A 26422-nucleotide genomic window follows, 5' to 3' on the forward strand; every position below is an offset into this window, starting at 1 on the left:
TATCAATCAATGGGGGGCCGAAGGCCGCAGGAGCATGGGGCGCACCGATATGTGGTGCATTTGTCCTAAAATTCGCACCGATTTGTCATCCGATGGAGAAGGATATTATGGCTGATCTTCGTAACCAGGATTTTCTAAATACCACCAATGAGGACCCCCTGCTCGGGCTCAGGCTGCCCGACGGTGGGTTGCCCGACGCGCGAGAAACCGCCGCGTCTCAGAAGTCCGACCATATCATCGCGCTGCGTGACGCGAAGCGCAAATGGTCCGCGGTCACGATTTCTCCGGACACCGACCCGCTGTCGGCCTACCTCAACCGGCTCAACCACCTGGCGCCCTTGCCGGCGGCGGCCCAGAAAGAACTCGCGCTGAGTTATCTAGAGCACGGCGATGAGGCCGCCGCGCGGCTGCTGATCCTGACGAACCTGCGGCTGGTGGTGAAATTGGCCAAAGAATATCAGCGCCGAAAAACCGACCTGCTCGAGCTGATCCAACAGGGCAACCTGGGGCTCTCCGAGGCGCTGACCCGCTACGACCCGCGGCGCGGGGTCAAATTCACCAGCTACGCCCAATATTGGATTCGGGCGATGATCCTCAATTACCTGATGAATCACACCCACCCGGTGCGCATCGGCGGCTCGCGCGCCGGGCGAAAACTCTTCTACAACCTCAAAAAAGCCCGGCGCACCCTGATGCACAACGGGCACCAGCCAACCGCCGAGCGGGTGGCGCAATTTCTCGACGTAAAGGTCGACGAGGTCGTGCGCATCGCCGCGCAGCTCGACGCCCCGCCGGTCTACCTGGACGCCCAGGCGCCCGGCCACGAGGAGACCACGCTGGGGGAATTGATGGAGTCCGAGACCATCGACCCGGAGACCGCCGCCGCCGAATACGACCTGGCCAGCCAGATTCGAGACGTCATCGACGCCTTCGCCCTGCAGGTGCCCGACGCCCGGCGCGTGGCGATCTGGGAAGAGCGCATGATCGCCGAAGAGCCCAAAACCCTGGCCGAGCTCGGCGAGCAATGGGGCGTGTCCAAAGAGCGCATCCGCCAGATCGAAGTTGGCATGCGCGAGGACTTTCGTGCATTTCTTCTGGAACGACTCGGTGAAGATATCCAACTGGACTGGCTAAATTAACCCTGCCAAGCCGATCAACCCAAACTCCTAAACGAGGCTATCTATCAAAACCGGAATACCTCAAGCACTTCAAACGCTGTCTATTCATTGGAAATGCCGCGGTCGCTGAATCGAAGTGAAGAAGTATGGATTCCAGGCGCTTTTTATCCATTACTTACCCAAACATACGTTTCGATTTCTTCTCCAGTTGAACTCAGGCAGAGGATTCTATGACCCGCGCTACCCGCTCTACCAAGCAATCTACCGAGTATTTTCAAGCCCTCCCCGACGATTCCAGTGACGACATTAGTGGCTATAAGACAGCACTTTTCGAGGCAAAAAAACTATGGTCTGGCGTCAATATATCGGCCGACTCGGACCCGCTTTCGGCCTACCTATCTCGACTAAACCATCTCGAACCGCTCCCCTGGACCGCCCAACAACAGCTCGCCAAACGCTATAAAGAACACGGCGACCGCGACGCCGCGCGCCTCCTGGTGCTGACCAATCTGCGGCTGGTGGTCAAACTCGCCAAAGAATATCAGCGCCGCAAAACCGACCTGCTCGAACTCATCCAGCAGGGCAACCTCGGGCTCTCCGAGGCGCTCACCCGCTACGATCCCTACCGCGGCGTGAAATTCACAAGTTACGCCCAATATTGGATCCGCGCGCTGATCCTAAATTACCTGATGAATCACACCCACACGGTGCGCATCGGCGGGTCACGCGCGGGGCGAAAGCTCTTCTATAACCTCAAAAAAGCGCGCCGCGCCTTGATGCAAAACGGCCAAAAGCCCACGGCCGCGCTCGTGGCAGAATATCTCGACGTCAGCGAAGACGAGGTCATCCTGGTCGCCGCGCAGATCGACGCGCCGCCGGTCTATCTAGACGCCCAGGCGCCCGGCCACGAGGAGACCACGCTGGGCGAAATGATGCCCTCCGACACCATTGACCCGGAGACCGCCGCCGCCGATTACGACCTGGCCTGCCAAATCCGCGACTGCATCGACGCCTTCGGCACCGAGATCGGCGACACCCGACGCGTGGCGATTTGGAGCGAGCGCATGATCGCCGATAACCCCAAGACCCTGGCCGAATTGGGGGCGGTCTGGGATGTCTCAAAGGAGCGAATTCGCCAGCTTGAGGTTGGGATGCGCGAGGACTTCCGCACCTTCCTGCTCGACCGTCTGGGCGATGAGATCCGTCTGGAGTGGTTGCACTCGACCTAGGCACGGGCGCGCTTAGGCGGCGCGATGAACGCGCAGTTCGATCTCGCGGAGTAACTCTAAAAGCGCGTGCCAATCCTGCGGACGAACCTGTGCTTCGTCGACCGCAGGGATGGCACGCGCAATTTTTTGATAGTGAGGGTCGCGCGCGCCCCACTGCTCAAAAACATGGCGCGCCGCGTCAAACACCCAGACGCCGCCGTGCTCTCGCTTATATTCGTTGGCGAATTTGACGATCTTGAGATTGTCGAACCAGGTATGAAATTGGCGCTCGAATTGGGTCGATGTCGACGCGTTTTTGCGCAACTTCTCAAAGACCGACCAGGCATTATTGCGCGCCAGATAGTCGGCGAGCAGCGGGTCTTTGACCGCCTCGCGCAACACATCGGGCTGGTTAAACCCGACGTGGACCGCCGCGAATAACTCCCGCATCGCCTCAAACGCCTGGGGCGGCTCGATGCGCTCAAAGCGACTGGTGCCGGTCTCAATCTGCATCCGCACGCTCGGCCCGGTCCCGCGCGGCACCCGCTCCGACGGGCGCGCCGACGGATACACCAGCGGCCCCTCCAATTGACGAACCGCCCCGCGCCCACCGGTCTTGACCATCTTCTCGAGAATATAAAAATCACTGAGCGCCTGGCGCATCGGCATCCCGTCCGCCTGCGCATACCCGCGCGCGCTCAGCACCATGCACGAGCCGATCGACTGGAACGCGTAGGGCGAGCCGAGCAGCAACAGCTCGGCCTCGTACACGCGCATCCACGCCTCATAGGCCATGATCGCGCGCCCGTGGCGCAGCGCCTGCTCGCTCGTCCCCTCCGGGATCGGATGGCGATAGCGGCACACCGCCCCGAGCATCCGCGGGTTCGCGTCGAACTCGGCGATAATCTGGTCGATATAACCCGGCGCCACCGGCGAATCGCCGTCGAGACACGGCAAAATCCCGCGCCCTGCCTGACCGATTTGCATCAGCCGCGCCAACGCCAGATCCGCCCCCTCGCGCCGCGCCAACCCCACGCCGGCGACCTCGGGGTCATAGGCGGTCTCGGGCGAATAGCGGTCGATAATATGCAGCGCAAAATCGGTCTCAAGCGCCGCCAGGATCGCCGCGGTCTCGCGATTGGCCTCGACGATATGCGCGGGCGCATCGGCGGCGTTATTGATCACGACGATGACCTCGAAGACCTGCGGGCGCGCGCTGGCCTGCGCCAGCGACGCGATCACACCGCCCAGGTCCTTGAGCTCGTTATAGACCGGAATCACCACCGACGCGCGAAGCTTCGGGTGCGGCGGCGGCAGCGTCTCGAACTCGGGCAGCGCGTGGGCGTGGCGGTCGAGATAGCGACGGATCGTCTTTTCGGCAGATTTGGACATAAAAGATCAACTCAGTGGAGCGCCGCGCGAATCGGCAGCTCGCGCACAATCCTGGCCTCGTGGTCCAGCCAGAAGTCCAGGCGCTCCTGGACATCTTCGGCGGGGAAATAGTTCAGGGCCAGCTCATAAAAATCATTGCGGTGCTTGGCCTCGGAGGCGGCGAGTTCTTTGTAGAATTGCGCCAGATCCGGGTCGGTCTTGAGCAGCTCGCGCGAGAGCATCGCGAAGCGCTCGCACCCGCGGTACTCGATGATCGACCCGAGCAGCAACCGGTCCATCATGCGCCCCTCGCCCTTCTTATAGCCGAGCTTGAGCAGGTCATTGACGTAGGGGTCTTTCTCGTCGGGGCCGAGCTCAACGCCGCGTTTCTGCATCAAATGAAAGACCTGGTGGAAGTGCTCGAGCTCCTCGCGCGCGACCTCGATCATCGCGTCGACGATGTCGGCCTTGTCGGGGTAGCGCACCACAAAATGCATGGCGTTGGCCGAGGCTTTTCGCTCGCAGGCCGCGTGGTCAATCAGGAAAGCGTCGAGATTCTCGGCGACGTGGGTGGCCCACTCAGCAGGGGTTTCTTGGCGCAACTTAAACATCGGTTTCCTTCGAATCAGGTTGGCTTCAAAAAAGACGAATCACACGAATAACGCTGCGCACCTTGCCCTCCGCGCGCCGTTCTGGCCAGCGCCGTTCGGCCCCGGGCCGTTCGACCCGCGCCAACCAAGAAGCATAACCCACTGAAATACAACATATTATTGACTCACAAGCCCACGATCTTATGTTCATCACGACAGCTTGTAAGCCTCGAGGATGCAAAAACGAAGCAAAAATCTGCGAGGTCAACCGTCACTAAAAGCTCCAAGGAGTCGCCATGTTAGGCTGGGCCCTCACATTCTTTGTCATCGCTATCATCGCCGGTATTTTCGGCTTTGGCGGCATCGTCCAAGGCGCAACGTCGATCGCCATGATCCTCTTCTGGGTCTTCGTGGCGCTCTTCGTCATCTCCTTAATCGCCGGCGTGGTCACGGGCCGGAAAACAGTTATCCCATAATCCAAACTACATTCGCGACCCGGGGTCGGTGATGCTTGAGGGGTGAACGCCTCGGCGCGCCGCGCGCGTCGCCCATCGCAACGAAGAGCACCGCAGGCCGCCAGGCTGTGGTGCTCTTCTATTTTTCTTGGCTTCCAGCCTGCATTTCAATTGAGTTCGGGGTGAATTGTCGGTTTATTGACTTCTTCAGGCGCGGGACTACCTTTAGTTGCGACAATGAAACAGGCCTCGGTTTGAAGACTCGAGAAACGAAGGAAGCATCGCAGCAGCGAGGCCGACCGTCACCGAGCATCAAGGAGTATTTATGTTACGATGGGCACTGATATTTTTCGTTATCGCAATCGTCGCCGCCATCTTCGGCTTCGGAGGAATCGTTGAAAGCGCCGCCTCGATCGCGATGATCCTCTTCTGGATCTTTGTCGCCCTCTTCGTCATCTCGTTTGTCAGCGGGCTGGTCAAAGGTAAATAGTTGCGCAGCGAATTCGATTAAAATTGCGACCATAGCGCGGTGGAGGTCGACGGCTTAATCGCCTCGATCTGCCACTCGCCGCTGGCGTCGCTCGACAAATAAAGAAGCACCGCGGGCCGCTCGCCCGTGGTGCTTTTTTCAATGATCAACGCGCGATATTCGTCCCCCGCGGCCCACACCCGCGCGACCTGCGCGGCGCGCCAGGACGCGGTGATGCTGTGGAGCTCGGGCGAAGGCATCGCGGCGCCGGGCACACCCGCGGCCCAGGCGCGCGCGACTTCGAACGCATCTTTCTTCTCAACCGGCCGCGCTTCCCCCGACGTATTGTCAGAGGCCGCGCTCGCGTCGGTTACGGACGCCGTCTGGCCCGACGCGCACCCAACGACGCTCGTCAGAAATCCGGCGAGCATCACCCCGGCGAAGCGCCGTCCGCGAAAAGATTTGGCGATCATCGTCATAATAAACTCTCTAGGGTTGAGGCGCGATATAGCCCACCACAATCTTGCCATCGGGAAGCTCAAACGCCGCGCGGGCGCCGGTCAAATACCCGAGCATATCGGCGGCCAGGATGTCGCCGCTGGCCGCGAGCATCACGTAGGCGGGCGGCGTATTTGCGGCCTTTAATCGCTGCGCTTGAGCCTGCAGTTGCGGGGCGAAGTCGCCGTCGGTGGACGCGCAAAAAGTCGCCGATTCGGGGCACTCGCCGGACTTTTCGGCAGCCGGCACCAACGCCTGGCCTCCGAGGCGAAGACGAACGCCGTAGCGCCGCGCCTTCTCGGTGGGCGACACGCCAATCACAAGCGTTGCGTCCCCCGAGACCATCTGTTTAAAGACCGGCGCGACCGTCGAAGTGGCGACGAGCGCGCCCTCATCCTGCCTGATATAATACGCGCGAACCAGCCCCACCATCGCCGCCGGGAGCAGCGCCTGGGTCGCGCGTTTCCAGGTCGCGCCGTCGGCCAAAATAATGTCGATATTCGCGCTGCCCGGATCGTCCTGCAAGAGCATGCCAGTCCAGCGCTGCGCGTGTTTTCCGAGGTCTTTGGGCGGGTCGAGCCCGGCGGATGGCTCGGCGCCTTCGGCCGCCGGATCCACCGCGATGCGCCCATACGGCGTCACGAAAAAGTCGGCCCCCACGAGCACCGGAAACGCCGGCAGGCGCTGAATCTCACTCCACCCCCGCCCCGCCCCGGCCTGCGCGAACCGCCCATTTTGCGCCGCCTCAGCGAGCGCCCGCGCGTAGGCGTCATCGGGCGCCCAATCTACCCGCCATTGTGAGCCATCTTTGGCCGCCGAGTCGTCCTTTAAACGCAGCGGATAGCGAAGCGCGGTCGGCCCGTTGCCAAGCTCAACCTCGACGATAAGCCGGTCAGCGGAGGGCAATCGATGCGCGATGAGGATGCGGCGATAGTCGAGCCCGGCCGCGCGAAAGGCATTCGCCGCCGCGGTGTCCGCCGAAAAATACGCCCGCAGCGCGCCCTCAACGGTCCGCGCGGTCTTTTGGGCGGACTGGGCGCCGGCCTTCGGCGACGGCGCCTGGGCGTACGCGGGCGCGGCGACCGAGGTGCCAAGAAGCAGCAACGCGGCCCCGACGAGCGGTCTGAAATGGCGCATGGGTGCTCCAAACTTTTCGGAATTAATCATCGAGCGCCTCCAGATTGAGGCCTCCCGGATAGGCGTAGGAGACGTGGCAATCATAGCCATAACTCACGACCCCAAAGGGGATATCCGCCTCGAGATAATGCGGTCCGGCGTCGACCCGAATCTGCGCGATCTCATAGGTGTCGCGGGTGCCGACGGGCTGCCAGGCGTCGTCGGCCACGGGCGCTCCGTCCAGGCGCACCTGGTGGCCGGCGGGGACCATAATATTGATATAATTTCGCTCGTAATTCTCGGGCGTAAGCACCAGATAATCCTGGCGAAATTGCGCCCGCGGCACCGCCGTGGTCATCGCCGGATCGCCGATGCCCGTGGGGTTATATTGGTCGATGCCCGTGTTGCATTCGCGCGGAATCCCAAGCCAGTTGGCCCCGACCATATATTGGGCGAGCATCACCGGTTTGGAGGCGACCAGCTCGAAATTGGCGTGGGGCGCGACGGCCTCAAATTGGCGCCACTCCCCGGCGTTCAGGGTATATTGGTGGACGTTCGGGATCGGCGGATCGGTCTGAATCACCGTGCCATCCTCGGCCGCGATGACGCGCCAGATATCGGGCTCTTTGGTGGCGCCATCGGCGCGCGGGCTGAACTTCGACCCGATATAATGGGTGCCCCAGATCGAGGTTGGAAAGAGGACCGATTCGATATGATCGCAGCGGTCGACGCCGCGCACGACGTTGGCGCATTGGTGGCCGCCGAAGACGGTCACCGGCTCGTCGGCCACGATTTGGGTGCCGGTGAGGTCGGGGCACGGCGTAACTTGAGTGGGCGCGCCGTCCCCGTCGGTCAGACACCCCTGGGCGATGGCCTGGTCGAGCTCGGCCCCGGAGGTCTCCAGGTTAAGCGATGCCCCCGGGGCGAGGTCGAAGACGCGGGTCTCGCCGGCCTCGATCTGCGGGACGCCCGGCCCGGCGATGACCTGGGCGGAGGGCGTCACGCGCACGCGGTTCGGGTTGCCAAAGGAGTTCACGATCGTGACGAAGCCGCGGATATTCTGCGAGCCGCCGCGGTGCGGCCAGCTCAGCACCCGGTACTCGCGCCCCAGCGTATTCGTCGGGATCAGCAAGGAGCCGTCGTTGGAGAAGACGCCGACGTTATTGAGCGGGTTAAATTGGTAGGCGATCACCGGGACGCTGCTGGTCAGCCGGATCGCTTTATTCTCGAGGATGCGCGTGCCCGAGTGGTCGAAGCCGGTGGGGATGGCGAAGACGCCGACCTCACCGGGGCCAATATCGAGGTCGTAGGGCGCCCCGGAGGGGTCGGCGCGCAGGATTTGTTGGCTAAATCCGGCGCTGAGCTCGATGCGCGCGCTGCTCTCGGCGTTGGGATTGGCCACCACGATGGCGTGGGGTTGGCTGGTGGCCTCCTCATAATTATCGAGGTCGGCCGACCAATACTCGCAGCCGATATAACTGGAGACTTTTTTATTGAGCTCGCACAGGTTCTCGCAGGTCCCGTTGAAGCATTCGGTGCCGGTTGGGCAGGGCTCGGCGGGGACAAACGCGCCGGCCTCATTGCAGACCTCGAGGCGGCGCCGGTCCAGGCATCGCGTCACGCCGGCCGAGCACTCGGGAGCCTCGCATTGCCCGTCGGTGCAGGGCTTGTCGCCCGGGCAGATCATCTCGACCACGCGCGTGCCGCTCTGGTTGCAGACGCTCTGCAGCCCCTCGGCGGTACAACCCTGGAACGCCCCGGGGGTGCACACCGGCTCGACGCAGGCGCCGGAGTCCGGGTCACAGCGGGTCGTGGAGACGCACGTCTCCTCATCCCACGCGCTCCCCTGCGCGTTGCACACCCGCCGCGCGGCCACCGAGGTGCACTCGGCGCTGGCCGGCGCACAGGCGCGGGCGTCCTCGGCGGCGGCGTCCGCCTGGCCCGGGCCGGCGTCCTCGGGGCCCGACGACTCCGAGGAACACCCGCTAAGCACGAGCGCGCCGGCGCAGATAAGCATCGCAAAGAGATGCCCCACGCGCCGTCGCTTCGGCGCAAATTTGCTCGTTTGCTTCGCTGCGGGCGCGTCGGGTCTCATGGCGTTTTATTCTCCCATCGCCGCTTTCGAGGCGTGGTCTTCGGGGCGCGGCGCCCCGCCCGCTTTGGGCTTGACGGCGGCCGGCTTGGGCGCCGCCTGGGCCTCCGGGGTGCGCCCGGGGTTTTGCGCCGCCGCCCACTCCTGCGGGTCGACGAAATAATCGCGCGGGTTTTTGATCATTTCGCGCACCGCGCGCACCATAAAGCCGATCTGATAGCCGTCGAAGCAGCGGTGGTCGAAGGTGCAGGATGCCTGGAGCACGTCGCGCACCTCGGGCTCTCCGTCTTCGTTGACCAGCACAGCTTTGTGCATCACGCCGGGCAAAAAGACCATCGGCACGCGGCTCATCGGCACCAGCGGGGCGAAGCCCAATTTGATGTCAAAGGCCGCCACCGAGCTGACCATCGCGCTGCCAAACGGGTCGTCGCGCACCCCGATGCTGCCCAGGTCAAACGGCACATTATAGGTCAAGAAGTCCACGGCTTTGAGCATCGGGCGCATCAACCAGGTCGGCACGACGTTGATGGTCGCCTTGGTCTGCTCCATCTCCTCGTCCTGGCCGTCGCGCACCTTTTTGGCGCGCCGGCTCAGGCGGCTGGCGATCTCGACCAGGTTCATTTCGTTGACCCGCTTCAACTTCACCCCGCTCAGGTCCGCCTGACCGGTGGACTCGTTGGGGATCGAAACCTGGCAGAAAATATCGATGCTATTTCGCTTCTGCACGGTCTTATTGACCATGATGACGTTGAGGTCCGGGTGCTCCTCGAAGACCGTCGCGGCGATCTTGACGAACACGGCGGCCGGCGTGACCTTGACGCCGCTGACCCGGCTCAGCTCCTCCAAATACGGCACCAGCCGGTGCGCATCCAGGGTCTCATAGCCGTAGATCGTGGGGTCATCCGGCGCATCCCACATGCCGACCGAGATCCTGCGCCACGCCGAGTTCTTCTTAAACGGTGCCCAATACTTGCTCATCGTAATAACTCCTATAGACAGCGGCTCAACGCCCGGATCACAACGCGTTATCCGGCCCGAACCGACTTCAAACCAAAGAATCTGACGTCGCCACATTACACGCCAGCGATGGCGCAATCAACGCGCAACGCTCGCCCCAATCTTATTAAAAAGCCGCCGCGAGCAGGCTCGCGGCGGCGCGGCTTAGAAAAGCTCGTCCAGCTCTTTCATCGCCTTCTCCTGGCGCCGTTTGTGGCCCTTCGAGAAGATATAAGACAGCCCGATCGACAGGCCATAGAGCAGACAGAGCGGCAGGGACAGCAGCGTCTGGGTGACCGGGTCGGGCGGGGTCAACAGCGCGCCCATCACGAAGATACCGATCACCGACCCGCGCCAATGCTTGAGCAGGGTGTTGTGGTCGATGGCCCCAAGCGCCGCCAAAAACGAGGTGATGACGGGCAATTGAAAGACCACCCCGAAGACCAGCAAGAGCTTGGTCGTGGTGGCCAGATACTCGTTGAGCATCAGCTCGGGGTTCGACGCCACGCCCATGCCAAAATCGATCAAATACGCGTAGCCGTAGGGCAGCACCATATAGAAACAAAACGCCGCGCCCCCGAAGAAACAGATCGTCCCCATGATCACAAAGGGCAGCGCCACCCGCTTCTCGCTGCCGTATAAGCCCGGCGCGATAAATTTCCATAAATTATAGAGCGAGATCGGCGAAGACGCGAAAATCCCGGCGGCCAGCGCGATCTTGACCATCGCGAAGAACGGCTCGGTCAGGTCCTTGTGGTTGATCTGCGAGACTTCGAGGTTGCCCTCGGGGGCGGCCAGGCGGAGCGGCTGCATCAAGAGGTAGAAGAGATCGTCGACCCACACCCAGGAGATCACCACGGCGATAAAGATGGCGATGATCGAGTAGATCAACCGCTGCCGTAATTCGACCAGGTGGCCGATCAGGCTCATGCGCGCGCTGTCCAGCTCGGCTTGATTCAGCCCGGATTGCCCGCCAGCCAACGGCCCGTCAGCGGCAGGGGTGAGGGCGCTGTCCGGGGCGTCGGGTTTTTGAAGCGAGGATTCGTCAGTCATAGGCCGACTCCGCGGGTCGGGGCGAGTTCAACGTGGACACATGGGGAATCTTGACTCGGCGCCGGGCGGCACGGGTTCAGCGGGACCGATTCGATATCAGTCGGGTAGCGCACCTTGCTGAGCAGGACCGGCCGGCTACGCAGGCGTTTTTGAACGTCGCGCGCGATCGTATCGCCCTCTTTATATTCGTAGGGCGGCGGCTCGAAGGACCCCGACGGCTGCTGACTGGCCGGCGCGTTCTGTTTAGCCGGCGTCGGGTCCTCCTCGAGCATAAACATATCGGTGAACATATTGGAGGCTCGGCGAAGCTCCCGCATTCCTTTGCCTAGCTTGCGCGCGGTCTCGGGCAATTTCTCCGGCCCCAGCACCAGCAGCGCGAGCAGCATCACGACCATAATTTCGGAGAGTCCAATTCCGGAAAACATAGTAAGCGTATCGTCTTTGTCGGAAGTCTTAGTCAGCCCCCGTCTCGGCGGCCTGTGCTGAGCGAGCCCTCGGAGCGCGCATCGGTTCATCGAAGAAAAGTCGCCCCGATTTCCGGGTTATAGATAAACCGGGGCCGCGCCGAGTTCAATGGGGCTGTAACAGAGTGCGGGCAATCTCGCCACATCAAGCGAGCCAAACCGCCTAGAAATTGCTATAATCGGGCGGCGCTGGGCCGGCGCGCGTGCTCGACCGCAAATCTATCGCCGAGGAATAAGCCTTGGGCGCGCGTTGTATTGTCCCCCCAAACGAGCTCCGAATGCCGGTATTTTTAGCCGCCCGGGGCGCGGGCGGTTGAATATCCGCCAGATTGCTCTAATTTATGCCCCGTCGCGCTCTGCATATTGAATCCTGATGACGCGCGCTTTGCGATGTTTTTATTTTAACGGTGATGCAGATCATATCACCCAGATATTAGAGGATAAAATGCTCTCAACGAAGCTTCGCCTGTCCATTCTTCTCGTCCTGACCCTCGCGATTGGCGCCGTCGCCTGTGAGAAGAAACAAGACAACGCCGCCGAAGAAGCGGTCGCCCAGCCGGCCGAAGAGGCTGCAGAAGAAAAGCCCGCCGAGAAACCCGACCCGGGCGCCAAGGCCGACAAGGCCCCGCATTCCTCGGGCATCCCCGGCACCATGAACCAGCTCGAGTGGGACCAGGACGTCCCGGACGTCACCGTCGAGGTGCTCAGCCCGAAGAACGACGAGGTGCTGGAGTCCGGCAAAGAAGTCACGCTGTCGTTCTCGGTCAAGAATTATCGCACCGGCAAAGAGATCGGCCAGCACGTCCACGTGATCATCGATAACGAGCCGTACATTGCGCATTACGACGCCAATGAGCCGCTGGTCATCAAGGACCTGGCCCCCGGCACGCATACGCTGCGCATCTTCCCGGCGCGCCACTATCACCTGGCGATCAAGAAGGGCGACGTCTTCAAGACGGTCGTCTTCCACGTCGAGAAGAAGTCCGACGAGTTCACCTTCGACCCGAGCAAGCCCTACCTGACCTATAGCCGCCCCAAAGGCAGCTACGACGCCGAGTCGGCCAAGCAATTGCTGCTCGACTTCTACGTCTCGAATATGGAGCTGGGTAAGGACGCCAAGGTCCAATACACGGTCAACGGCAAGACGGCTGAGCTCGACAAGTGGACCCCGGTGCTGCTCGACGCCCTGCCCCCGGGCGAGCACGAGGTGGAGTTGAAGTTGGTCGACATGGACGGCAAACCGATCGTCAACGGCGGCTTCAACCACACCAAGCGCACCATCACGATCAAAGAATAAGCCTGCGGGCTAGACGCCAAAAAACCGACGCCCCTCATCGCGAGGGGCGTCGGTTTTTTGCGTTTCTTGCATCTTCGCGTCTTTAGCAGGGCCGGCGGGTCACGCTCCACGCGCGAATTTTGCTGGCCTCCAGGTCGCCGTGGTCGATATCCCACAGCGGCATCAGCCGCAGCTTTTGCTGCTCGTCAACGCTCTGGATGTCGATAAAGAGCCGCGCCTTGGCCCGGTTGTCGAAGACCGGGCGTGACTCGGCGGCGTCCGGATTCAGGGCGCGAAACCTCGGCAAAATCGCCTGCAAATCGGGATGAGGGCTCTTAATTTTTGTGGCATTGCCTTCCAAATTCTGACTCATCGCTTCATTCCCTCCCGAGGGTATTGACTCATTATTTTTGAATCATTGCGCGTTGAAAGAACGGATCTTCAACGCAAACGCCCGCAAAATCGCGTCCTTCACAGACATTGCTAAAGCTCAACACGTCTCGGGGGGAGTCCAGCGCCAGGCGAGCTGCCCCGCCCTCGCATCAGGGACGGAGCACCCGCAGGGCCAACTTCTCGTAGAGGTCGATGCCCTCGGCGAGGCTCTCAAGCGAGATATATTCGTGGTCGGAGTGAGCGACCTCGATATCGCCCGGGCCGACCAGCCAGATCGGGGCCAATTCGCTCAGATAGGTCGCGTCGGTATTGAAGGGAACCGTGCAGACCTCGAATTCGTCGGCGGGTTCGGGCAGCTTAAAGAAGACCGGGTCATTGTGGACGACGCCGGTGACTTCGACCGGCGCGTCGACCAGATCTTTGATGGTCGCGATGATCTCTTCGGTGTCGCTCACGCATCGAAAGAGAAGCTCGGCGCTGGCTTCGGCGGCGAAGACGTTGCCGGCGACGCCGCCCTGGATGGTGCCGATATTGACGGTGGTCGGGCCAAGCAAATCGTCCTCGGGCCAGGCGTGGTTGCGCAGGCGCTCGAGCGCGTCGAGCAGGTGGTTGATCGCGGAGTCTCCGCGCTCCGGGAAGGCAGAGTGCCCCGCGACGCCGCGGCTCTCGAGGCGGCACCTCACCATGCCCTTTTGGGCGGAGACGATGCGATTTCGGGTCGGCTCGCACAAAACGATCTGCTCGGGCTTCAGCTCGCGCAGCCGCTCGGTGTGGCGTGCTTGCTTGGCGCCGCAATGGTCGACCTCTTCGCCCACCACAAAGAGGTAGCCAAAGTCCTCGATGCCGGCCTCTAAAAGACGCGCCCCGGCCGCCGCCATCGCCGCGATGCCGCCCTTGGTGTCGCAGGCGCCGCGCGCATAAATACGCGCTTCATTCTCGGCAGTGGCGCCCTGGCCAACTTCGTCGCCCGGGAAACCCACGCCCTCGCGGCGCGGCCCAAAGAACGGCGGCACCGTGTCGACGTGGGTCGAATAGATAAAGCGCGGCGCGACCTCGCGGGTGACCAGCAGGTTCCAGCGGTCCTCGGCGACCTCGAAGCGCTCGCACTGATAGCCCTGGTCGCTAAAATACGCCTCCAGCGCCGCCAGAAACGCCGCCTCCGCCCCGGAGGTCGAGTCGATGCGAAGCCAGGTCTCTAATAATTCAATCGTCTGTCGAAACGCGTCGGTATTCATGAAATTTGTCCCAAAATCGCCCTCGCGGGCCTGAAAATGAAATTCTCTCCGAGGCCAAACTTGGTCGAAGTCCACGATTACATCAAGCCCAGCCGGACGATCTGTCCGGCCGGCGCGCTTTTGCCCCTTCTCACGCGCGCCACGTCCGGGTTGACATCGTTTGTCGCGAAAGTCTAATCTGCCGCGTCTATATCACCCGGTAAGTTTGGGCGCCGCCAACACGAAGAAAAGTGCGCACCAAAACCGAGAGTGAACCGCCCGCCAGCAATTGTATTTGGAGTTCGAACATGGCCGATGATAGCAAAAAAAATTCCCAATCTGTCGACGATATCGTTGACGGAATCGTCGATGATTTGGGCATAGAAGACCAGCAGGTCCCCGAAGAGACGAAAGACGATCCCATGGCCGGTTTGGGCGGGGTTTTTAATATCCCCACCTCCTCCAAGCGTCGCAAAAAGAAGAGCTCCACCAAATCCTCCGAGTCCGAGGACTCCGGCGAGGAAGAACTCTCCAAAAAAGAGCGCCTGCGCAAGAAGCTCAAAGAGGAGAGCGCGGCGACTTCCGAAGAGTCCGTAAAAGACGAGCCCGAAGAAGAGGCCGTCGCGGAAGAACCGAAAGAAGAGCCGAAAAAAGAGGCCCCCAAGGCCAAGAAATCCTCGAGCAAAAAAGACTCGAGCAGCGACGCCAAAGAGATCGCCGGCATCTTCACCCCGTCGGCCACCGACGACGCCCCGCTTGATTATAGCTCGGATTACCTCGACGAAGACGACCTTGGCGGCCACAAAAAGAGCGGCACCAATATGGTCCTGGTCGGCATTATCCTCATCCTGCTGGCGGTGCTGGGCGGCGTAGTCGTCCAATTCACCGACCTGGGTGACGACCTTGGCGCCCTGTTCCGCGGTGAGCTTCGCGAGAAGCGCCAGGCCGAAGTCGCCAAAGAAGAAGCCGACTTCAAAGCCGCCCAATTGGCGAAGATGGAGAAATTCGGCACCCTCAACGTCACGGGTTCGCCGATGCATTCGCTGGTCAAATTGAACGGCGAGGTGCAATACGCCCCCACCAGCAGCGGCACCTGGCGCGAGCTGCGCGTGAGCTCGGCCTCCGGCACGACCTTCCGCAACCTCAAGATCAAGCAGCCCCAGACCGTCGAGCTCAGCCTTCCCGGCTACAAGCCCGACAGCTTCGAGCTGACCGAGGGCATGTGGGACGGCAGCGAGGAGTCGGGCACCTACACCAAGCGCATCACCCTGGATCTCGTGCCCGAGAGCCTGGCCAATCAGGCCGAGATGGAGAAGCGCATGGACACCTCGGACACCGACGGTGACTATTACGGCACCATCACGATCAACACGATCCCGGCCGGCGCTCAGATCATCTTCAATAACCACCCGCTGGTCGACAAAAAAGGCGAGCCCCTGGTGAGCCCGGTCACCTTCAGCGAATATTATGTGAAGAACGAGAAGACCAATAAGCTCGAGAAAAAAGAGATCAACGTCGACACGCCGCCGGACGTCGGCCACAAAATCGAGCTGAAGATCCCCGAAGAAGTGGGCGAATTCGTCCCCTTCGCCACCCCGGTTCAGCGTCAGATGTGGACCTGCGAGTGGAAAGACGGCAGCGCGCCGGACGCGCCGGCCAAGGGCAAGAGCTTCCGCGACTATTGCGACTATAAATTCAGCTTCGATATGGATTTCAAAGGTTTGAAGACCTATATCGAGCGCCGCGAAGCCGAGAAGGAGCGCATTCGTCTCAAGAACGAGAAGATGGCCGCCGAGGTTGAGGCGTTCAACGCCGCGGCCGCCGAGAAAGCCGCTAAGAAATAATCAGGGATTTAGCTTAATGCGCATCCACCGCATCATCGATCCTGAGACCGGCCGTCCCGCTTTTGCAAAGAAGCGGGACGGCCGGTTTTTTCGCGTTCACTTCGACCAGGGCCTGGCGCCCATCGAGGCGCTCCACCAGGTCGCCCAGGGGCGCCAAACCCTCACCATCGGCGAGGCCATCGCCGAGGAAGACCAGGCGCAGCTTCTGGCACCCGTGACGCCTTCGAAGATCATCTGCGTGGGGCTCAATTACCGCCACCACGCCGCCGAGATGAATAAGGACATCCCGCCGGAGCCGCTGCTCTTTATGAAGCCGCCCAGCGCGATTATTGGCCCCGGCCAGCCCATCGAGCTGCCCGCCCAATCCGAGCTCGTCCACCACGAGGGGGAGCTCGGCATCGTGATCGGAGCGCGGGCAAAAAATCTGCACGAGGGGGAATCTCAAGGGGTCATCGCGGGTTATCTATGCGCCAATGATGTGACGGCGCGCGATATCCAGCGGCGCGAGAAGCGCTACACCCGCGGCAAGGGTTTCGACACCTTTTGCCCCCTGGGCCCCGCGCTCGCCCTGGCCGATGAGTTTGTGCCGGGCGATCATTTCCTGAGCTGCCAGGTCGACGGGGTGGAGCGACAGAGCTCGCGGCTCAACGACTTCATCTTTCCGATCGACCATGTGGTCGCATTCATCAGCAATATCATGACCTTATTGCCCGGGGACGTCATCCTGACCGGCACCCCGGCGGGGGTCGGCCCGCTGAACGCCGGCGAGGTCGTCGCGGTCGAAATCGACGGCATCGGGCGGCTGGAAAACCCGGTGATTCAGGCCCCAGCCGGCTGATTGATTGGCGCGCGCTGGCGAGGCCCGATCCGCGGGCGCGACCGCCCGCTCCACGGCGCTCAATCGCCTGCTTTGGCGTGACATAGGTTGCCGCTTATGCTAGTTTTTCGCGACCTCTAAGTCCGCGCGAACTTGGCTGGACTTTTAGTCTATTGATTCAGAATTTCTGTATAACGATTGTTTTTCTCAATCACTTGAACGCGCTGGGGTTTCGTCGAAAATCTCGACGCGTCATTGTTGTATTATTTGTGCCCACAGGATTGCTGTGAGCATACGATCATTCGCCCGGCCGACTCCAGGAGTGGCTGTGGTTTTATTCGGTACTCGATCCGGGAAAATTGATGTCAGAGGAACAACCCACCATCTCGCCGCAAGCCACCGAAAATCATCTCGACGCCGAGATCGATCCCACGGTTGACTCAAGCAATACCTATACCGCCTCAAGCATTCAGGTGCTCGAGGGTCTGGAAGCGGTGCGCAAGCGCCCGGGTATGTATATCGGCGACACCGATGACGGTTCAGGCCTGCATCATATGGTCTATGAGTGCGTCGATAACTCCATCGACGAGGCTCTGGCCGGCCACTGTGACACGGTCAGCGTGGTGATTCGCGCCGACAATGTCATCACGATTGAGGATAACGGTCGCGGTATGCCGGTCGATATCCACGAAAAGACCGGCAAATCGGCGGCCGAGGTTATCATGACCGTGCTGCACGCCGGCGGTAAATTCGACCAGAACTCCTATAAAGTCTCCGGCGGCCTTCACGGCGTGGGCGTCTCGGTCGTCAACGCCCTGAGCGAGTGGCTCAAGCTTGAGATCAAGCGCGACGGCAAGATCTGGTTCCAGGAATACCGCCGCGGTGTTCCGGTCGAGGACGTCGCCGAGATCGGCAAGGCCAAGACCACCGGCACCAAGGTGACGTTTAAGCCCGACGACGATATCTTCGAGCTGACGACCTTTAGCTACGAGGTGCTCTCCAAGCGCCTGCGCGAGCAGGCCTACCTCAACGCCGGCGTGCGCATCACCATCACCGACGAGCGCGACGGTAAGCACCACGACTTCAGCTTCGAAGGCGGCATCAACTCCTTCGTCAAAGACCTCAATAAGAATAAGCAGCCCCTGCACGACGAGCCGATCTATATCCGCTCGATGCTCGAGGAGGAGGGTGTTCAGGTCGAAGTCAGCATGCAGTGGAATGACTCGTATAACTCCACGATCTTCTGCTATACCAACAACATTCATAACCCCGACGGCGGTAGCCACCTGTCGGGTTTGCGCGCCGCGCTGACCCGCTCGATCAACGCCTACGGCATCTCCAACGATATCATTAAGGAGACCCTCAACGGCGACGATATCCGCGAGGGCCTGACCGCCGTTTTGTCGGTGAAGATGCCCGACCCGAAATTCTCCAGCCAGACCAAGGGCAAGCTGGTCTCCAACGAGATCACCGGCATCGTGCAGTCGGTCGTCAACGAGAAGCTGGGGTATTTCCTCAACGAGAACCCCGGCGCCGCCAAGGCCATCGCCCAGAAGGCGCTGGCCGCCAGCCGCGCGCGCGACGCCGCGCGCAAGGCCCGCGAGATCGCGCGTAAGTCGGCCCTTAACTCCGTCGGCGCGCTGCCCGGAAAGCTCGCCGACTGCCAGTCGCGCGACCCCAAGGAGTGCGAAATCTACATCGTCGAGGGTGATTCGGCAGGTGGTTCCGCCAAGCAGGGACGCGAGCGCCGATTCCAGGCGATCCTCCCGCTGCGTGGTAAGATCCTCAACGTCGAGAAAGCTCGCTTCGATAAGATGCTGTCGAATAACGAGATCTCGATGATCATCTCGGCGCTGGGCTGCGGCATCGGCGACGAATATTTCGACGTCGACAAGCTGCGCTACCACAAAATCGTGCTGATGACTGACGCCGACGTCGACGGTAGCCATATCCGCACGCTGCTGTTGACGTTCTTCTACCGCCAGATGCCCGAATTGGTCACCGGCGGCTACCTCTATATCGCCCAGCCGCCGCTGTTCGGCATCAAGCGCGGCCGCTCGGTGCAATACGTCAAAGACGAGCGCGAGCTCAACGAATATCTCATCGACCGGGTCAAATCGAACGTCCTCATCCGCGGCAGCAGTGGCCAGGAGATGAGCGGCGAGGAGCTTGAGACCTTCGTGCACGAGATGTTGAGCTACCGCCGCCTGAGCAACCAGCTCAGCCGGCGCACCGACAAGCGGGTGGCCGACGAGCTGGTGCGCGCCGCCATCACCCTGGAGGACCTGCAGGACGCCGACACCTTGCGCGCCCGAATGGAGACCGTGCGTGAGAAGCTCAAAAAGGACTTCCCCAATACCCATTGGCACGCGCCGATGATCAGCGAGAGTCCCGAGTATGACGACTTCTACCAGGCGGTCTGGCACACCCGCGTATCCGGCGCGCTGGTCAAAACCAAGGTCGACCGCGACCTGGTCAGCAGCCTCGAATATACCGAGCTGGTCCGCATCTGGGGCGTCTTCCACGGGCTCGGTGACACGGTCACCGTCGAGGGCCGCATCGAAGATACCTACGAGACCATCGACGCGCTGTTGACCGCGATTCTCGACGCCGGGCGCAAGGGCCAGACGGTCCAGCGCTACAAAGGTCTCGGTGAGATGAACCCGGAGCAACTCTGGGAGACCACCATGGACCCGGAGCGGCGCACCTTCTTGCAGGTGCGGGTCGAGGACGCCGTCGAGGCCGACGAGATGTTCACCGTCCTGATGGGCGACCAGGTCGAACCGCGACGCGAGTTCATCGAGACCAACGCGCTCAACGTGCGTAACCTGGACGTCTAATCGCGAGCGCCCCCGAGATTCCTCGGGGGCGTTTTTTTGCCCGCATCCCGCCGCCCCAAGCCCCCACCAAGCGCTAATATTTGCCCCGACGAGTCCCTCTATGTTGTCCCCCTCCGAGCTCCTCGCCCAGGTCGACCAGACCCTCAAAGACCGCAGCCCCGAGCTGGTGTCGCTGCGTCGCGAGCTGCACGCCCACCCCGAGCTGAGCCACCACGAATACGAGACGACCTCCCTGCTGGCGGCGACCCTCACGGAGTTCGGGCTCAAGGTCTACCCCCGCGAAGAAGGCACCGGATTTTACGCCGATTTAACCCCCGAGGGCTTCAACCCGGCGACCCAACCGACGGTGGCGATCCGCACCGATATCGACGCCCTGCCGATCTTCGAGGCCAACGAGGTCAGCTACGCATCCACACGCCCGGGCGCCATGCACGCCTGCGGCCACGACGTGCATATGACGGTGGCCACGGCGGCCGCGATGGCCATTCATGAGTTTCGCGACCACTTGCCCGGGCGCCTTCGCCTGGTCTACCAGCACGCCGAAGAGGTCTCCGAGGGCGGCGCCTCCGACATGGTGTCATTCGGCGCCATCGACGGGGTCGACGCGATCCTGGCGGTGCATTGCGACCCCCAACTCGAGGTCGGGCGCATCGGGCTGCGCGCCGGCAACCTCACCGCCGCCTACGACTCCTTCACCATCAAGATCACCGGCAAGAGCGGCCACGGCGCGCGCCCGCACCACTGCGTCGACCCGATCCGCGTGAGCGCCCAATTGCTCAACGCCCTGTACCAGATGCCGGTGCAGTATTTTGACTCCCGCGACCCGGTGGTGCTGTCGGTGGGCTCGCTGCACGCCGGCGACAGCTTCAACGTCATCCCCGAGAGCGCCGAGTTTAAGGGGACGCTGCGCACCCTCACCCAGGAGTCGCGCGGCCGGCTTGAGCCGGTGATGCGCAAGATCATCGAGGGCATCTGCATGGCCCACGGCGCGACCTACCAGCTCCACTTCGAGCACGGCGCGCCGTCGGTGGTCAACAGCGCCCAGCTCATCGATCTATTTGAAGACGTCGGCCGCGCGATGCTCGGCGACCAGGGCATCTACCGCATCCCGCTGCCGAGCATGGGCGGCGAGGATTTCTCGTATTATTTGCAGCATATCCCGGGGGCGATGTTCCGCTTGGGCACCGCCGGCCCCGGCACCCGCACCCGCCATCTTCTGCACTCCGATAAATTCGACGTCGACGACCGCGCCATCACGCTGGGGGCGCGCCTGATGTCGCGCGCGGCGCTGACCTTGATGCAGCGCCTGGCCAACCAGGAGTTGGCGTTGACGCCGCCGCCCCAGGCGGTCTTTGCGACCAGCGGGGCGGAATAAGGTGTCGTCCAACGTAGCGGACCCCTTTGGCCTGGGATGAGTCCCCGGGAGAATACACAACGGCGCCAAGCCATATACATACCACCGAAAAACTGGGGCTCACATAAAGCAAAGAGCCCCCGCCGGGCCCATATACGGGGCGCGGCGGGGGCTCCTTATTAACTCGGACGCTTAGTTGGTGCAGCGCCAATGAACCGTAACGCTCAAATTGGTAGCGTTACCACCATTATTGTCGTAATTCTCAAAACCTGAATTACCACAAAAGCCACAAACATCGCCGCAGGTTCCACCCCAAGCGTCGACCGATGAATAGCCCAGCGATTGACACGCCGCGGTCGGATTATACGACCCGGCGTTCATGGCGGACACCCAGGCGGTGCTCGCGTCCGCGCGACACACGGTCCACGGATCACCCGTGGTGCGCCCGGTTGTTCCGACGAAGCCAACCGATGGGATGTCATCGTCAATATTGGTCACCGCCACCGGAGTCGGCGTTTGCCCGTTATAGCCAGCGTCGCTGCTGACTGCGGGGAGGAATATGATTTGATAGCTCTGGTCGCCATCCAACACCGTGTCGTCAACGCCGGTCACCGTGACCACCTGCGGGGTGTCCCAGTTGGCGGGGGTGAACGTCAGGCTCGTGGCGCCCACGACACCTTCTGTGGTGTCATCGGAGTCAAAGCCAAGGGTGACATCGTCGAAGGGCTGTGAGGTGAGCACCACCGAGAAGGTCGCCGTCGTACCGAGCTCACTGGTGTCGCCGCTGATCGCGCTGACGATAATGCCCGCCGAGTCATCGTCGATATTGGTCACCGCCACGTTGGCCGGGGTGATGGCCGCGTAGGCTGCGTCGTTGCTCGTCGTGGCGCCAAAGACGATCGCGTAGGGCTGGTCGCCGTCGGCAAGATCATCGTCCTGGCCGGTCACGGTCACCGTCTGCGGCGCGCTCCAATTCCCAGCCGTGAACGTCAGGCTGGTCGTGCTGACCGCGCCTTCGCCGGGGTCGTTGGAGTCGAAATTAAGCGTCACATCGTTAAACGGCTCGGAGTTGAGCACCACGCTGAAGCTCTGGCTGGTGCCTGCCTCGCTGGTCGCGCCGCTGATGGCGCTCACGGTGACCCCCGCCGAGTCGTCGTCGGTGTTGACCGCCGCCACATTCTGCGGGGTGATCGCCGCGTAAGCCGCATCAGCGCTGGTCGTCGCTGCGAACACAATCGCGTAGGGCTGGTCTCCGTCGGCGAGGTCGTCGTCCTGGCCCGTGATCGTGACCGACTGCGGGGCGTTCCAATCGGCATCGGTGAACGTCAAGCTGGTGGTGCCCACGGTGCCTTCACCGGCGTCGCTGGAGTCAAAGTTGACCGTCACGTCGCCGTAGGGCTTCGAATTGAGCACCACGCTAAACGTCGCCTGTGCGCCCGCCTCGCTGGTCGGACCGCTGGGCGCGCTCACCGTGATGCCCGCCGAGTCGTCGTCGACGTTGGTCAGCGCGACGTTCTGCGGGGTGATCGCCGCGTAGGCCGCGTCGGCGCTGGTCGTGGCCGAGAACACGATCGCGTAGGGCTGGTCGCCGTCCGCGAAGTCGTCGTCCTGGCCGGTGACCGTGACCGTCTGCGGCGCGTTCCAATTCTGGTCAGTAAACGTCAGCGCATTCTGGCCAACGGTTCCCTCGCCGGTGTCGTTTGAGTCAAAGCTCACCGTCACGTCGCCGTACGGGCGAGAATTGAGCACGATGCTGAAGGTCGCCTGGCCGCCCGCCTCGCTGGTCGAGCCACTGATCGCGCTCACCGTGATACCCGCCGAGTCGTCGTCGACGTTCGTCAGCGCCACATTCTGCGGGGTGATCGCCGCGTAGGCCGCGTCGGCGCTCGTCGTCGCCGAGAACACGATCGCATAGGGCTGGTCGCCGTCGGCGAAGTCGTCGTCCTGGCCGGTCACCGTCACCGTCTGCGGGGCGTTCCAATTCTGCGCCGTAAACGTCAGCGCGTTCTGGCCGACCGCTCCCTCACCGGCGTCGTTCGACGCGAAGTTGACGGTGACGTCATCAAAGGGCTCGGAGTTGAGCACGATGCTAAAGGTCGCCTGGCCGCCCGCCTCGCTGGTCGAGCCACTGATCGCGCTCACCGTGATACCCGCCGAGTCGTCGTCGACGTTCGTCAGCGCCACATTCTGCGGGGTGATCGCCGCGTAGGCCGCGTCGGCGCTCGTCGTCGCCGAGAACACGATCGCATAGGGCTGGTCGCCGTCGGCGAAGTCGTCGTCCTGGCCGGTCACCGTCACCGTCTGCGGGGCGTTCCAATTCTGCGCGGTAAACGTCAGCGCGTTCTGGCCGACCGTTCCCTCGCCGGCGTCGTTCGACGCGAAGTTGAGCGTCACATCCTCAAACGGCTCGGAGTTCAGCACGATCGTAAATTGAGCCTGCCCGCCCGCCTCGGTGGTCTGCTCGCCGAGCTTCGCCACCGTGGTCCCGGGCGTCTCGTCGTCGATATTGGTGTACTCGACGCTGTCGGGTTTGATCGCGGCGTAATCGGCGTCTTCGCTGCTGGTGTCGCCAAAGACCACCTCGTAGACCTGGTTTCCATCGGCGACGTCATCGTCCTGCCCGGTCGCGGTCACCGTCTGCGGGGCGTTCCAATTGTCCGGGGTGAAGGTCAGCGTCGACTTGTCGATCGTGCCCTCACCCGGGTCGCTCGACTCCAGCGTCAGCGTCACATCAGCCGTGGGCTTGGAGTTGAGCGCCACCGTAAAGCTGGCCTGAGCGCCCGCCTCGCTGGTGTCGCCGTCAGCCTCGCTCACCGTGAAGCCCGCGGTCTCGTCGTCGATATTGGTGAGCTCGACGCTCTCGGGTTTGATCGCCGCGTAATCGGCGTCATCACTACTGGTGTCGCCAAAGACCACCTCGTAGACCTGGTCGCCGTCGGCGACATCATCGTCCTGGCCGGTCGCGGTCACCGTCTGCGGGGCGTTCCAATTCTCCGGGGTAAACGTGAGCGTCGACTTGTCGATCGTGCCCTCACCCGGGTCGCTCGACTCCAGCGTCAGCGTCACATCGGCCGTGGGTTTGGATCTCAGCGCGACCGTGAAGCTGGCCTGGCCACCCACCTCGGTGGTGTCGCCGTCGGCCTCCGTCACCGTAAACCCGGCGGTCTCGTCGTCGACGTTGACCAGCGCGACTTCGCCCGGCTCATAGCCGGCAAAGCGGGCGTCCTCGCTCTCGAGCGCCTCGAACACGATCGCATATGCCTGGTCGCCGTCGGCCAGGTCGTCGTCCTGGCCGGTCACCGTCACCGTCTGCGGCGCGTCCCAATTCTCGGGCGTGAACGTCAGCACCGACACATCGCTCAGCCCCTCGCCGGGGTCATTGGACCCGAGCTTCACCACCACATCTGCGGTAGGTTTGACGGCCAAGACCACATCGAAGCTCGCCTGGGCGCCCATCTCGCTGGTCGTGCCGCTCGCCGCGCCAAAGGCCACCAACTCGGTGCCCGGCTCAAACGTGCCATTATTGCTCGGCACATCGCCGACATTGTCATCAGCGCAGGAACCGCAGGCGCCGCTAAACGCAGCCGCCTGCACCAATGCTGCGCCTACGAAGATTCGCTTCAGGACTCGTTTCTTTAACATCTTCTCTCTCATGCGTTTTAGGAATGACACGCGAGCATCTACAAAAGACAGTTCTCCCCGTCGCGCCCCCCCCCGCGCCTATGCTTCAGACGCAACAGATAGCCATCTTGGGTGCGCGGTTGGGGTTATATGATGCGCCAAAAAATCGTCACGATTAAGCTGAGCGCCACCCCTAGGCGTGAAGAACTAACTACACCCAAAAATATTACAGAATGACATTGTGCCGTCAAGCGATCGAGAAGAGGTAACTAAAAAACCATATTCTTTGAGCGCGTATCGCAGCCACGCCGCGCCATAGCCCGTCGACGAACGTCAAAAACAAAAAGCCCCGGGTCTCCCCGGGGCCTCGCGAAACGTCCAAAAATTACAAATAAATGATGGCTTATTGCGTCGACGCCCAATAAAGCGCGACCGCCTCAGCATAAATCGCCCGCGCCGGCTGCCCGGTCTCCCTGGCCAATCGCGCGCAGTCCTCATACTCCGGCGCCGCCTTAATCGCCTCGCCATTTTGCAGGCCAACCTTAAGGCGCACCGTGCCGGCGGAGGTCTCGACCTCGACGATTTTTCGCGCCAGGATCAGCCGCTCGATCTCCTCGATGCGCACCCCGAACGTGGTGCTTTCGAGGAAGAGAATATCGGCCAGCGCCTGGGTGTTGTGGGGCTCGGCGAGTACGTTGACGCGGGTGCCCTGGCGCCCTTTTTTCATGAGCACGGCCTCGCGCACGACGTCGAGGGCGCCGGCGCCAAAGAGCGACTCCTCGACGCTGGCGAAGAGCTCGGGGTTCATATCGTCGATCTCACACGACAACTTCGCCACGACCTCGCGCCTGGTCTGCGCGCGGTCTTCGACCTCGAGGATCATCACGCGCACCACATTGGCGAATGCCTTGAGGTCGCGGGTTCCGGCCCCATAGCCCACGCCGCGCGCGATGGCGGACGGACGCGAGAATCCAGGGTTGAGGTCGCGCAGGGTCTTCAGGATCGTCGCGCCGGTGGGGGTCACCAACTCGGCCGACACGCCCTTGGGGGTCAGCTCGAAGCCCTCCAGGATCGCGGCGGTCGCCGGCACCGGCAGCGGCACCGTGCCGTGGTCGGTCTCGACGGTCCCCGTGCCCGTGGGCACCGGCCCGGCCGACCAGGTCGCCGCGCTATGCTCGATGATAAAGGCGGCCGACACGAAGTCGAAGATCGAGTCGAGCGCGCCGCATTCGTGGAAATGCACCGTCTCGATCGGGATGGCGTGAACCTTGGCCTCCGAAGCCCCGAGCCTATAGAACATCTCAGTGGCCCGCGCCTTCACCGGCGCGCTGAGCCCGCTGTCTTCGAGCATCTCGAGGATGGTCGACAGGTGGCGGTGGTCGCGCTCTTCGCTGGGGTCCCAGCCCTCAAAATGCACGTGGGTGGCCGAGAACGCCCCGCGCATGACCTTCTCGGCGACCACGCGAATCTGGCCCACGCCCAGCGAGCTGAGCGCCGCCTCCAGCGCCTTGAGATCGACCAACTCCGCGTCGACCGCCGCGGCCAGGAACATATCGCCGGCGAGTCCGCCGAGCATATCGAGATGAATATGTTTCATGTGTTTCCTCTATTTGAACGCGTCGCTGCATGCGCA

21 protein-coding genes are annotated in these 26422 nt (G+C 62.2%); 9 read left to right on the top strand and 12 right to left on the bottom strand.

Translation table 11 applies throughout. The features are described from left to right. Positions 1–107: 107 nt before the first annotated feature. Complete coding sequence (locus DN745_RS16670; RefSeq protein ID WP_162687742.1) at positions 108–1139, top strand: sigma-70 family RNA polymerase sigma factor; 1032 nt, start codon at positions 108–110, stop codon at positions 1137–1139. A gap of 209 nt (positions 1140–1348) precedes the next feature. Beyond that, entirely contained in the window at positions 1349–2347 is a 999-nt protein-coding gene (locus DN745_RS16675; RefSeq protein WP_111336590.1) for a sigma-70 family RNA polymerase sigma factor, read from the top strand. A gap of 12 nt (positions 2348–2359) precedes the next feature. On the opposite strand, the gene DN745_RS16680 is transcribed toward DN745_RS16675, so the two are convergent. Further along, positions 2360–3718 (bottom strand): glycosyltransferase family A protein, encoded by a 1359-nt coding sequence (locus DN745_RS16680; protein WP_111336592.1) that lies wholly within the window; start codon positions 3716–3718, stop codon positions 2360–2362. A gap of 11 nt (positions 3719–3729) precedes the next feature. Next, positions 3730–4308 (bottom strand): MiaE family protein, encoded by a 579-nt coding sequence (locus DN745_RS16685; protein ID WP_111336594.1) that lies wholly within the window; start codon positions 4306–4308, stop codon positions 3730–3732. Positions 4309–4583: 275 nt separating this feature from the next. Here DN745_RS16685 and DN745_RS16690 point away from each other — a divergent pair, with 275 nt between their 5' ends. Both DN745_RS16690 and DN745_RS16695 read left to right on the top strand, forming a co-directional pair. Continuing rightward, on the top strand, positions 4584–4763 hold the full coding sequence (locus DN745_RS16690) for a DUF1328 domain-containing protein (RefSeq protein ID WP_111336596.1): 180 nt from the start codon (positions 4584–4586) through the stop codon (positions 4761–4763). 304 nt (positions 4764–5067) lie between these two features. Further along, positions 5068–5232 (top strand): DUF1328 domain-containing protein, encoded by a 165-nt coding sequence (locus tag DN745_RS16695; RefSeq protein WP_111336598.1) that lies wholly within the window; start codon positions 5068–5070, stop codon positions 5230–5232. 17 nt (positions 5233–5249) lie between these two features. On the opposite strand, the gene DN745_RS16700 is transcribed toward DN745_RS16695, so the two are convergent. From DN745_RS16700 to DN745_RS16725, 6 genes are all read right to left on the bottom strand, one after another. Further along, a complete protein-coding gene (locus DN745_RS16700) occupies positions 5250–5690 on the bottom strand; it encodes a hypothetical protein (RefSeq protein WP_111336600.1) in 441 nt (146 codons plus the stop codon). Between the two features lie 10 nt (positions 5691–5700). Then, on the bottom strand, positions 5701–6846 hold the full coding sequence (locus tag DN745_RS16705; RefSeq protein WP_111336602.1) for a hypothetical protein: 1146 nt from the start codon (positions 6844–6846) through the stop codon (positions 5701–5703). 22 nt (positions 6847–6868) lie between these two features. Then, the gene (locus DN745_RS16710; protein WP_111336604.1) at positions 6869–8920 is read right to left on the bottom strand and encodes an IgGFc-binding protein; all 2052 of its coding nucleotides are present in this window, start codon (positions 8918–8920) and stop codon (positions 6869–6871) included. 6 nt (positions 8921–8926) lie between these two features. After that, positions 8927–9895, bottom strand: a complete 969-nt coding sequence (locus DN745_RS16715; RefSeq protein ID WP_162687743.1) for a 2-oxo acid dehydrogenase subunit E2 — start codon at positions 9893–9895, stop codon at positions 8927–8929. A 183-nt stretch (positions 9896–10078) separates the two neighbouring features. Beyond that, a complete protein-coding gene (gene tatC, locus DN745_RS16720) occupies positions 10079–10966 on the bottom strand; it encodes a twin-arginine translocase subunit TatC (protein ID WP_111336608.1) in 888 nt (295 codons plus the stop codon). Then, positions 10963–11391: a Sec-independent protein translocase subunit TatA/TatB gene (locus DN745_RS16725; protein WP_162687744.1), complete on the bottom strand. Its 429-nt coding sequence runs from the start codon at positions 11389–11391 to the stop codon at positions 10963–10965. The genes tatC and DN745_RS16725 overlap by 4 nt, the downstream gene beginning before the upstream one ends. Positions 11392–11875: 484 nt before the next feature. Between DN745_RS16725 and DN745_RS16730 the strand changes: the two genes are divergently transcribed. After that, positions 11876–12727: a hypothetical protein gene (locus tag DN745_RS16730; protein WP_133621923.1), complete on the top strand. Its 852-nt coding sequence runs from the start codon at positions 11876–11878 to the stop codon at positions 12725–12727. Positions 12728–12809: 82 nt separating this feature from the next. Here the strand turns inward: DN745_RS16730 and DN745_RS16735 are convergent, their stop codons facing one another. Continuing rightward, positions 12810–13079 carry a hypothetical protein gene (locus tag DN745_RS16735; RefSeq protein WP_111336614.1) on the bottom strand — a complete coding sequence of 90 codons (270 nt, stop codon included), beginning with the start codon at positions 13077–13079 and terminating at the stop codon, positions 12810–12812. 169 nt (positions 13080–13248) lie between these two features. Continuing rightward, positions 13249–14334 carry a M20/M25/M40 family metallo-hydrolase gene (locus DN745_RS16740; RefSeq protein ID WP_133621922.1) on the bottom strand — a complete coding sequence of 362 codons (1086 nt, stop codon included), beginning with the start codon at positions 14332–14334 and terminating at the stop codon, positions 13249–13251. Positions 14335–14621: 287 nt separating this feature from the next. On the opposite strand from DN745_RS16740, the gene DN745_RS16745 reads away from it, so the two are divergent. The 4 genes from DN745_RS16745 to DN745_RS16760 all read left to right on the top strand — a co-directional run bounded on the left by DN745_RS16745 (position 14622) and on the right by DN745_RS16760 (position 21189). Next, the gene (locus DN745_RS16745) at positions 14622–16157 is read left to right on the top strand and encodes a hypothetical protein (protein ID WP_111336618.1); all 1536 of its coding nucleotides are present in this window, start codon (positions 14622–14624) and stop codon (positions 16155–16157) included. A gap of 16 nt (positions 16158–16173) precedes the next feature. Continuing rightward, on the top strand, positions 16174–16995 hold the full coding sequence (locus DN745_RS16750) for a fumarylacetoacetate hydrolase family protein (RefSeq protein WP_111336620.1): 822 nt from the start codon (positions 16174–16176) through the stop codon (positions 16993–16995). Positions 16996–17336: 341 nt separating this feature from the next. Further along, complete coding sequence (gene gyrB / locus DN745_RS16755; protein ID WP_111336622.1) at positions 17337–19814, top strand: DNA topoisomerase (ATP-hydrolyzing) subunit B; 2478 nt, start codon at positions 17337–17339, stop codon at positions 19812–19814. A 100-nt stretch (positions 19815–19914) separates the two neighbouring features. Then, the gene (locus DN745_RS16760) at positions 19915–21189 is read left to right on the top strand and encodes an amidohydrolase (protein ID WP_111336624.1); all 1275 of its coding nucleotides are present in this window, start codon (positions 19915–19917) and stop codon (positions 21187–21189) included. 171 nt (positions 21190–21360) lie between these two features. Here the strand turns inward: DN745_RS16760 and DN745_RS16765 are convergent, their stop codons facing one another. Beyond that, the gene (locus DN745_RS16765; RefSeq protein WP_162687745.1) at positions 21361–24810 is read right to left on the bottom strand and encodes a beta strand repeat-containing protein; all 3450 of its coding nucleotides are present in this window, start codon (positions 24808–24810) and stop codon (positions 21361–21363) included. Between the two features lie 382 nt (positions 24811–25192). Beyond that, positions 25193–26386, bottom strand: a complete 1194-nt coding sequence (gene larC, locus DN745_RS16770) for a nickel pincer cofactor biosynthesis protein LarC (protein WP_111336628.1) — start codon at positions 26384–26386, stop codon at positions 25193–25195. Positions 26387–26422 lie beyond the last annotated feature (36 nt).

Origin of the sequence: Bradymonas sediminis (genome assembly GCF_003258315.1) — a bacterium.
Lineage (GTDB): Bacteria > Myxococcota_A > Bradymonadia > Bradymonadales > Bradymonadaceae > Bradymonas > Bradymonas sediminis.

Excerpts from the sequence above, each read along its gene's own strand:
- DN745_RS16670 (WP_162687742.1), top strand. The coding sequence starts at position 108 with ATGGCTGATCTTCGTAACCAGGATTTTCTAAATACCACCAATGAGGAC.
- DN745_RS16675 (WP_111336590.1), top strand. The coding sequence starts at position 1,349 with ATGACCCGCGCTACCCGCTCTACCAAGCAATCTACCGAGTATTTTCAA.
- DN745_RS16680 (WP_111336592.1), bottom strand. The coding sequence starts at position 3,718 with ATGTCCAAATCTGCCGAAAAGACGATCCGTCGCTATCTCGACCGCCAC.
- DN745_RS16685 (WP_111336594.1), bottom strand. The coding sequence starts at position 4,308 with ATGTTTAAGTTGCGCCAAGAAACCCCTGCTGAGTGGGCCACCCACGTC.
- DN745_RS16690 (WP_111336596.1), top strand. The coding sequence starts at position 4,584 with ATGTTAGGCTGGGCCCTCACATTCTTTGTCATCGCTATCATCGCCGGT.
- DN745_RS16695 (WP_111336598.1), top strand. The coding sequence starts at position 5,068 with ATGTTACGATGGGCACTGATATTTTTCGTTATCGCAATCGTCGCCGCC.
- DN745_RS16700 (WP_111336600.1), bottom strand. The coding sequence starts at position 5,690 with ATGACGATGATCGCCAAATCTTTTCGCGGACGGCGCTTCGCCGGGGTG.
- DN745_RS16705 (WP_111336602.1), bottom strand. The coding sequence starts at position 6,846 with ATGCGCCATTTCAGACCGCTCGTCGGGGCCGCGTTGCTGCTTCTTGGC.
- DN745_RS16710 (WP_111336604.1), bottom strand. The coding sequence starts at position 8,920 with ATGAGACCCGACGCGCCCGCAGCGAAGCAAACGAGCAAATTTGCGCCG.
- DN745_RS16715 (WP_162687743.1), bottom strand. The coding sequence starts at position 9,895 with ATGAGCAAGTATTGGGCACCGTTTAAGAAGAACTCGGCGTGGCGCAGG.
- tatC (WP_111336608.1), bottom strand. The coding sequence starts at position 10,966 with ATGACTGACGAATCCTCGCTTCAAAAACCCGACGCCCCGGACAGCGCC.
- DN745_RS16725 (WP_162687744.1), bottom strand. The coding sequence starts at position 11,391 with ATGTTTTCCGGAATTGGACTCTCCGAAATTATGGTCGTGATGCTGCTC.
- DN745_RS16730 (WP_133621923.1), top strand. The coding sequence starts at position 11,876 with ATGCTCTCAACGAAGCTTCGCCTGTCCATTCTTCTCGTCCTGACCCTC.
- DN745_RS16735 (WP_111336614.1), bottom strand. The coding sequence starts at position 13,079 with ATGAGTCAGAATTTGGAAGGCAATGCCACAAAAATTAAGAGCCCTCAT.
- DN745_RS16740 (WP_133621922.1), bottom strand. The coding sequence starts at position 14,334 with ATGAATACCGACGCGTTTCGACAGACGATTGAATTATTAGAGACCTGG.
- DN745_RS16745 (WP_111336618.1), top strand. The coding sequence starts at position 14,622 with ATGGCCGATGATAGCAAAAAAAATTCCCAATCTGTCGACGATATCGTT.
- DN745_RS16750 (WP_111336620.1), top strand. The coding sequence starts at position 16,174 with ATGCGCATCCACCGCATCATCGATCCTGAGACCGGCCGTCCCGCTTTT.
- gyrB (WP_111336622.1), top strand. The coding sequence starts at position 17,337 with ATGTCAGAGGAACAACCCACCATCTCGCCGCAAGCCACCGAAAATCAT.
- DN745_RS16760 (WP_111336624.1), top strand. The coding sequence starts at position 19,915 with ATGTTGTCCCCCTCCGAGCTCCTCGCCCAGGTCGACCAGACCCTCAAA.
- DN745_RS16765 (WP_162687745.1), bottom strand. The coding sequence starts at position 24,810 with ATGTTAAAGAAACGAGTCCTGAAGCGAATCTTCGTAGGCGCAGCATTG.
- larC (WP_111336628.1), bottom strand. The coding sequence starts at position 26,386 with ATGAAACATATTCATCTCGATATGCTCGGCGGACTCGCCGGCGATATG.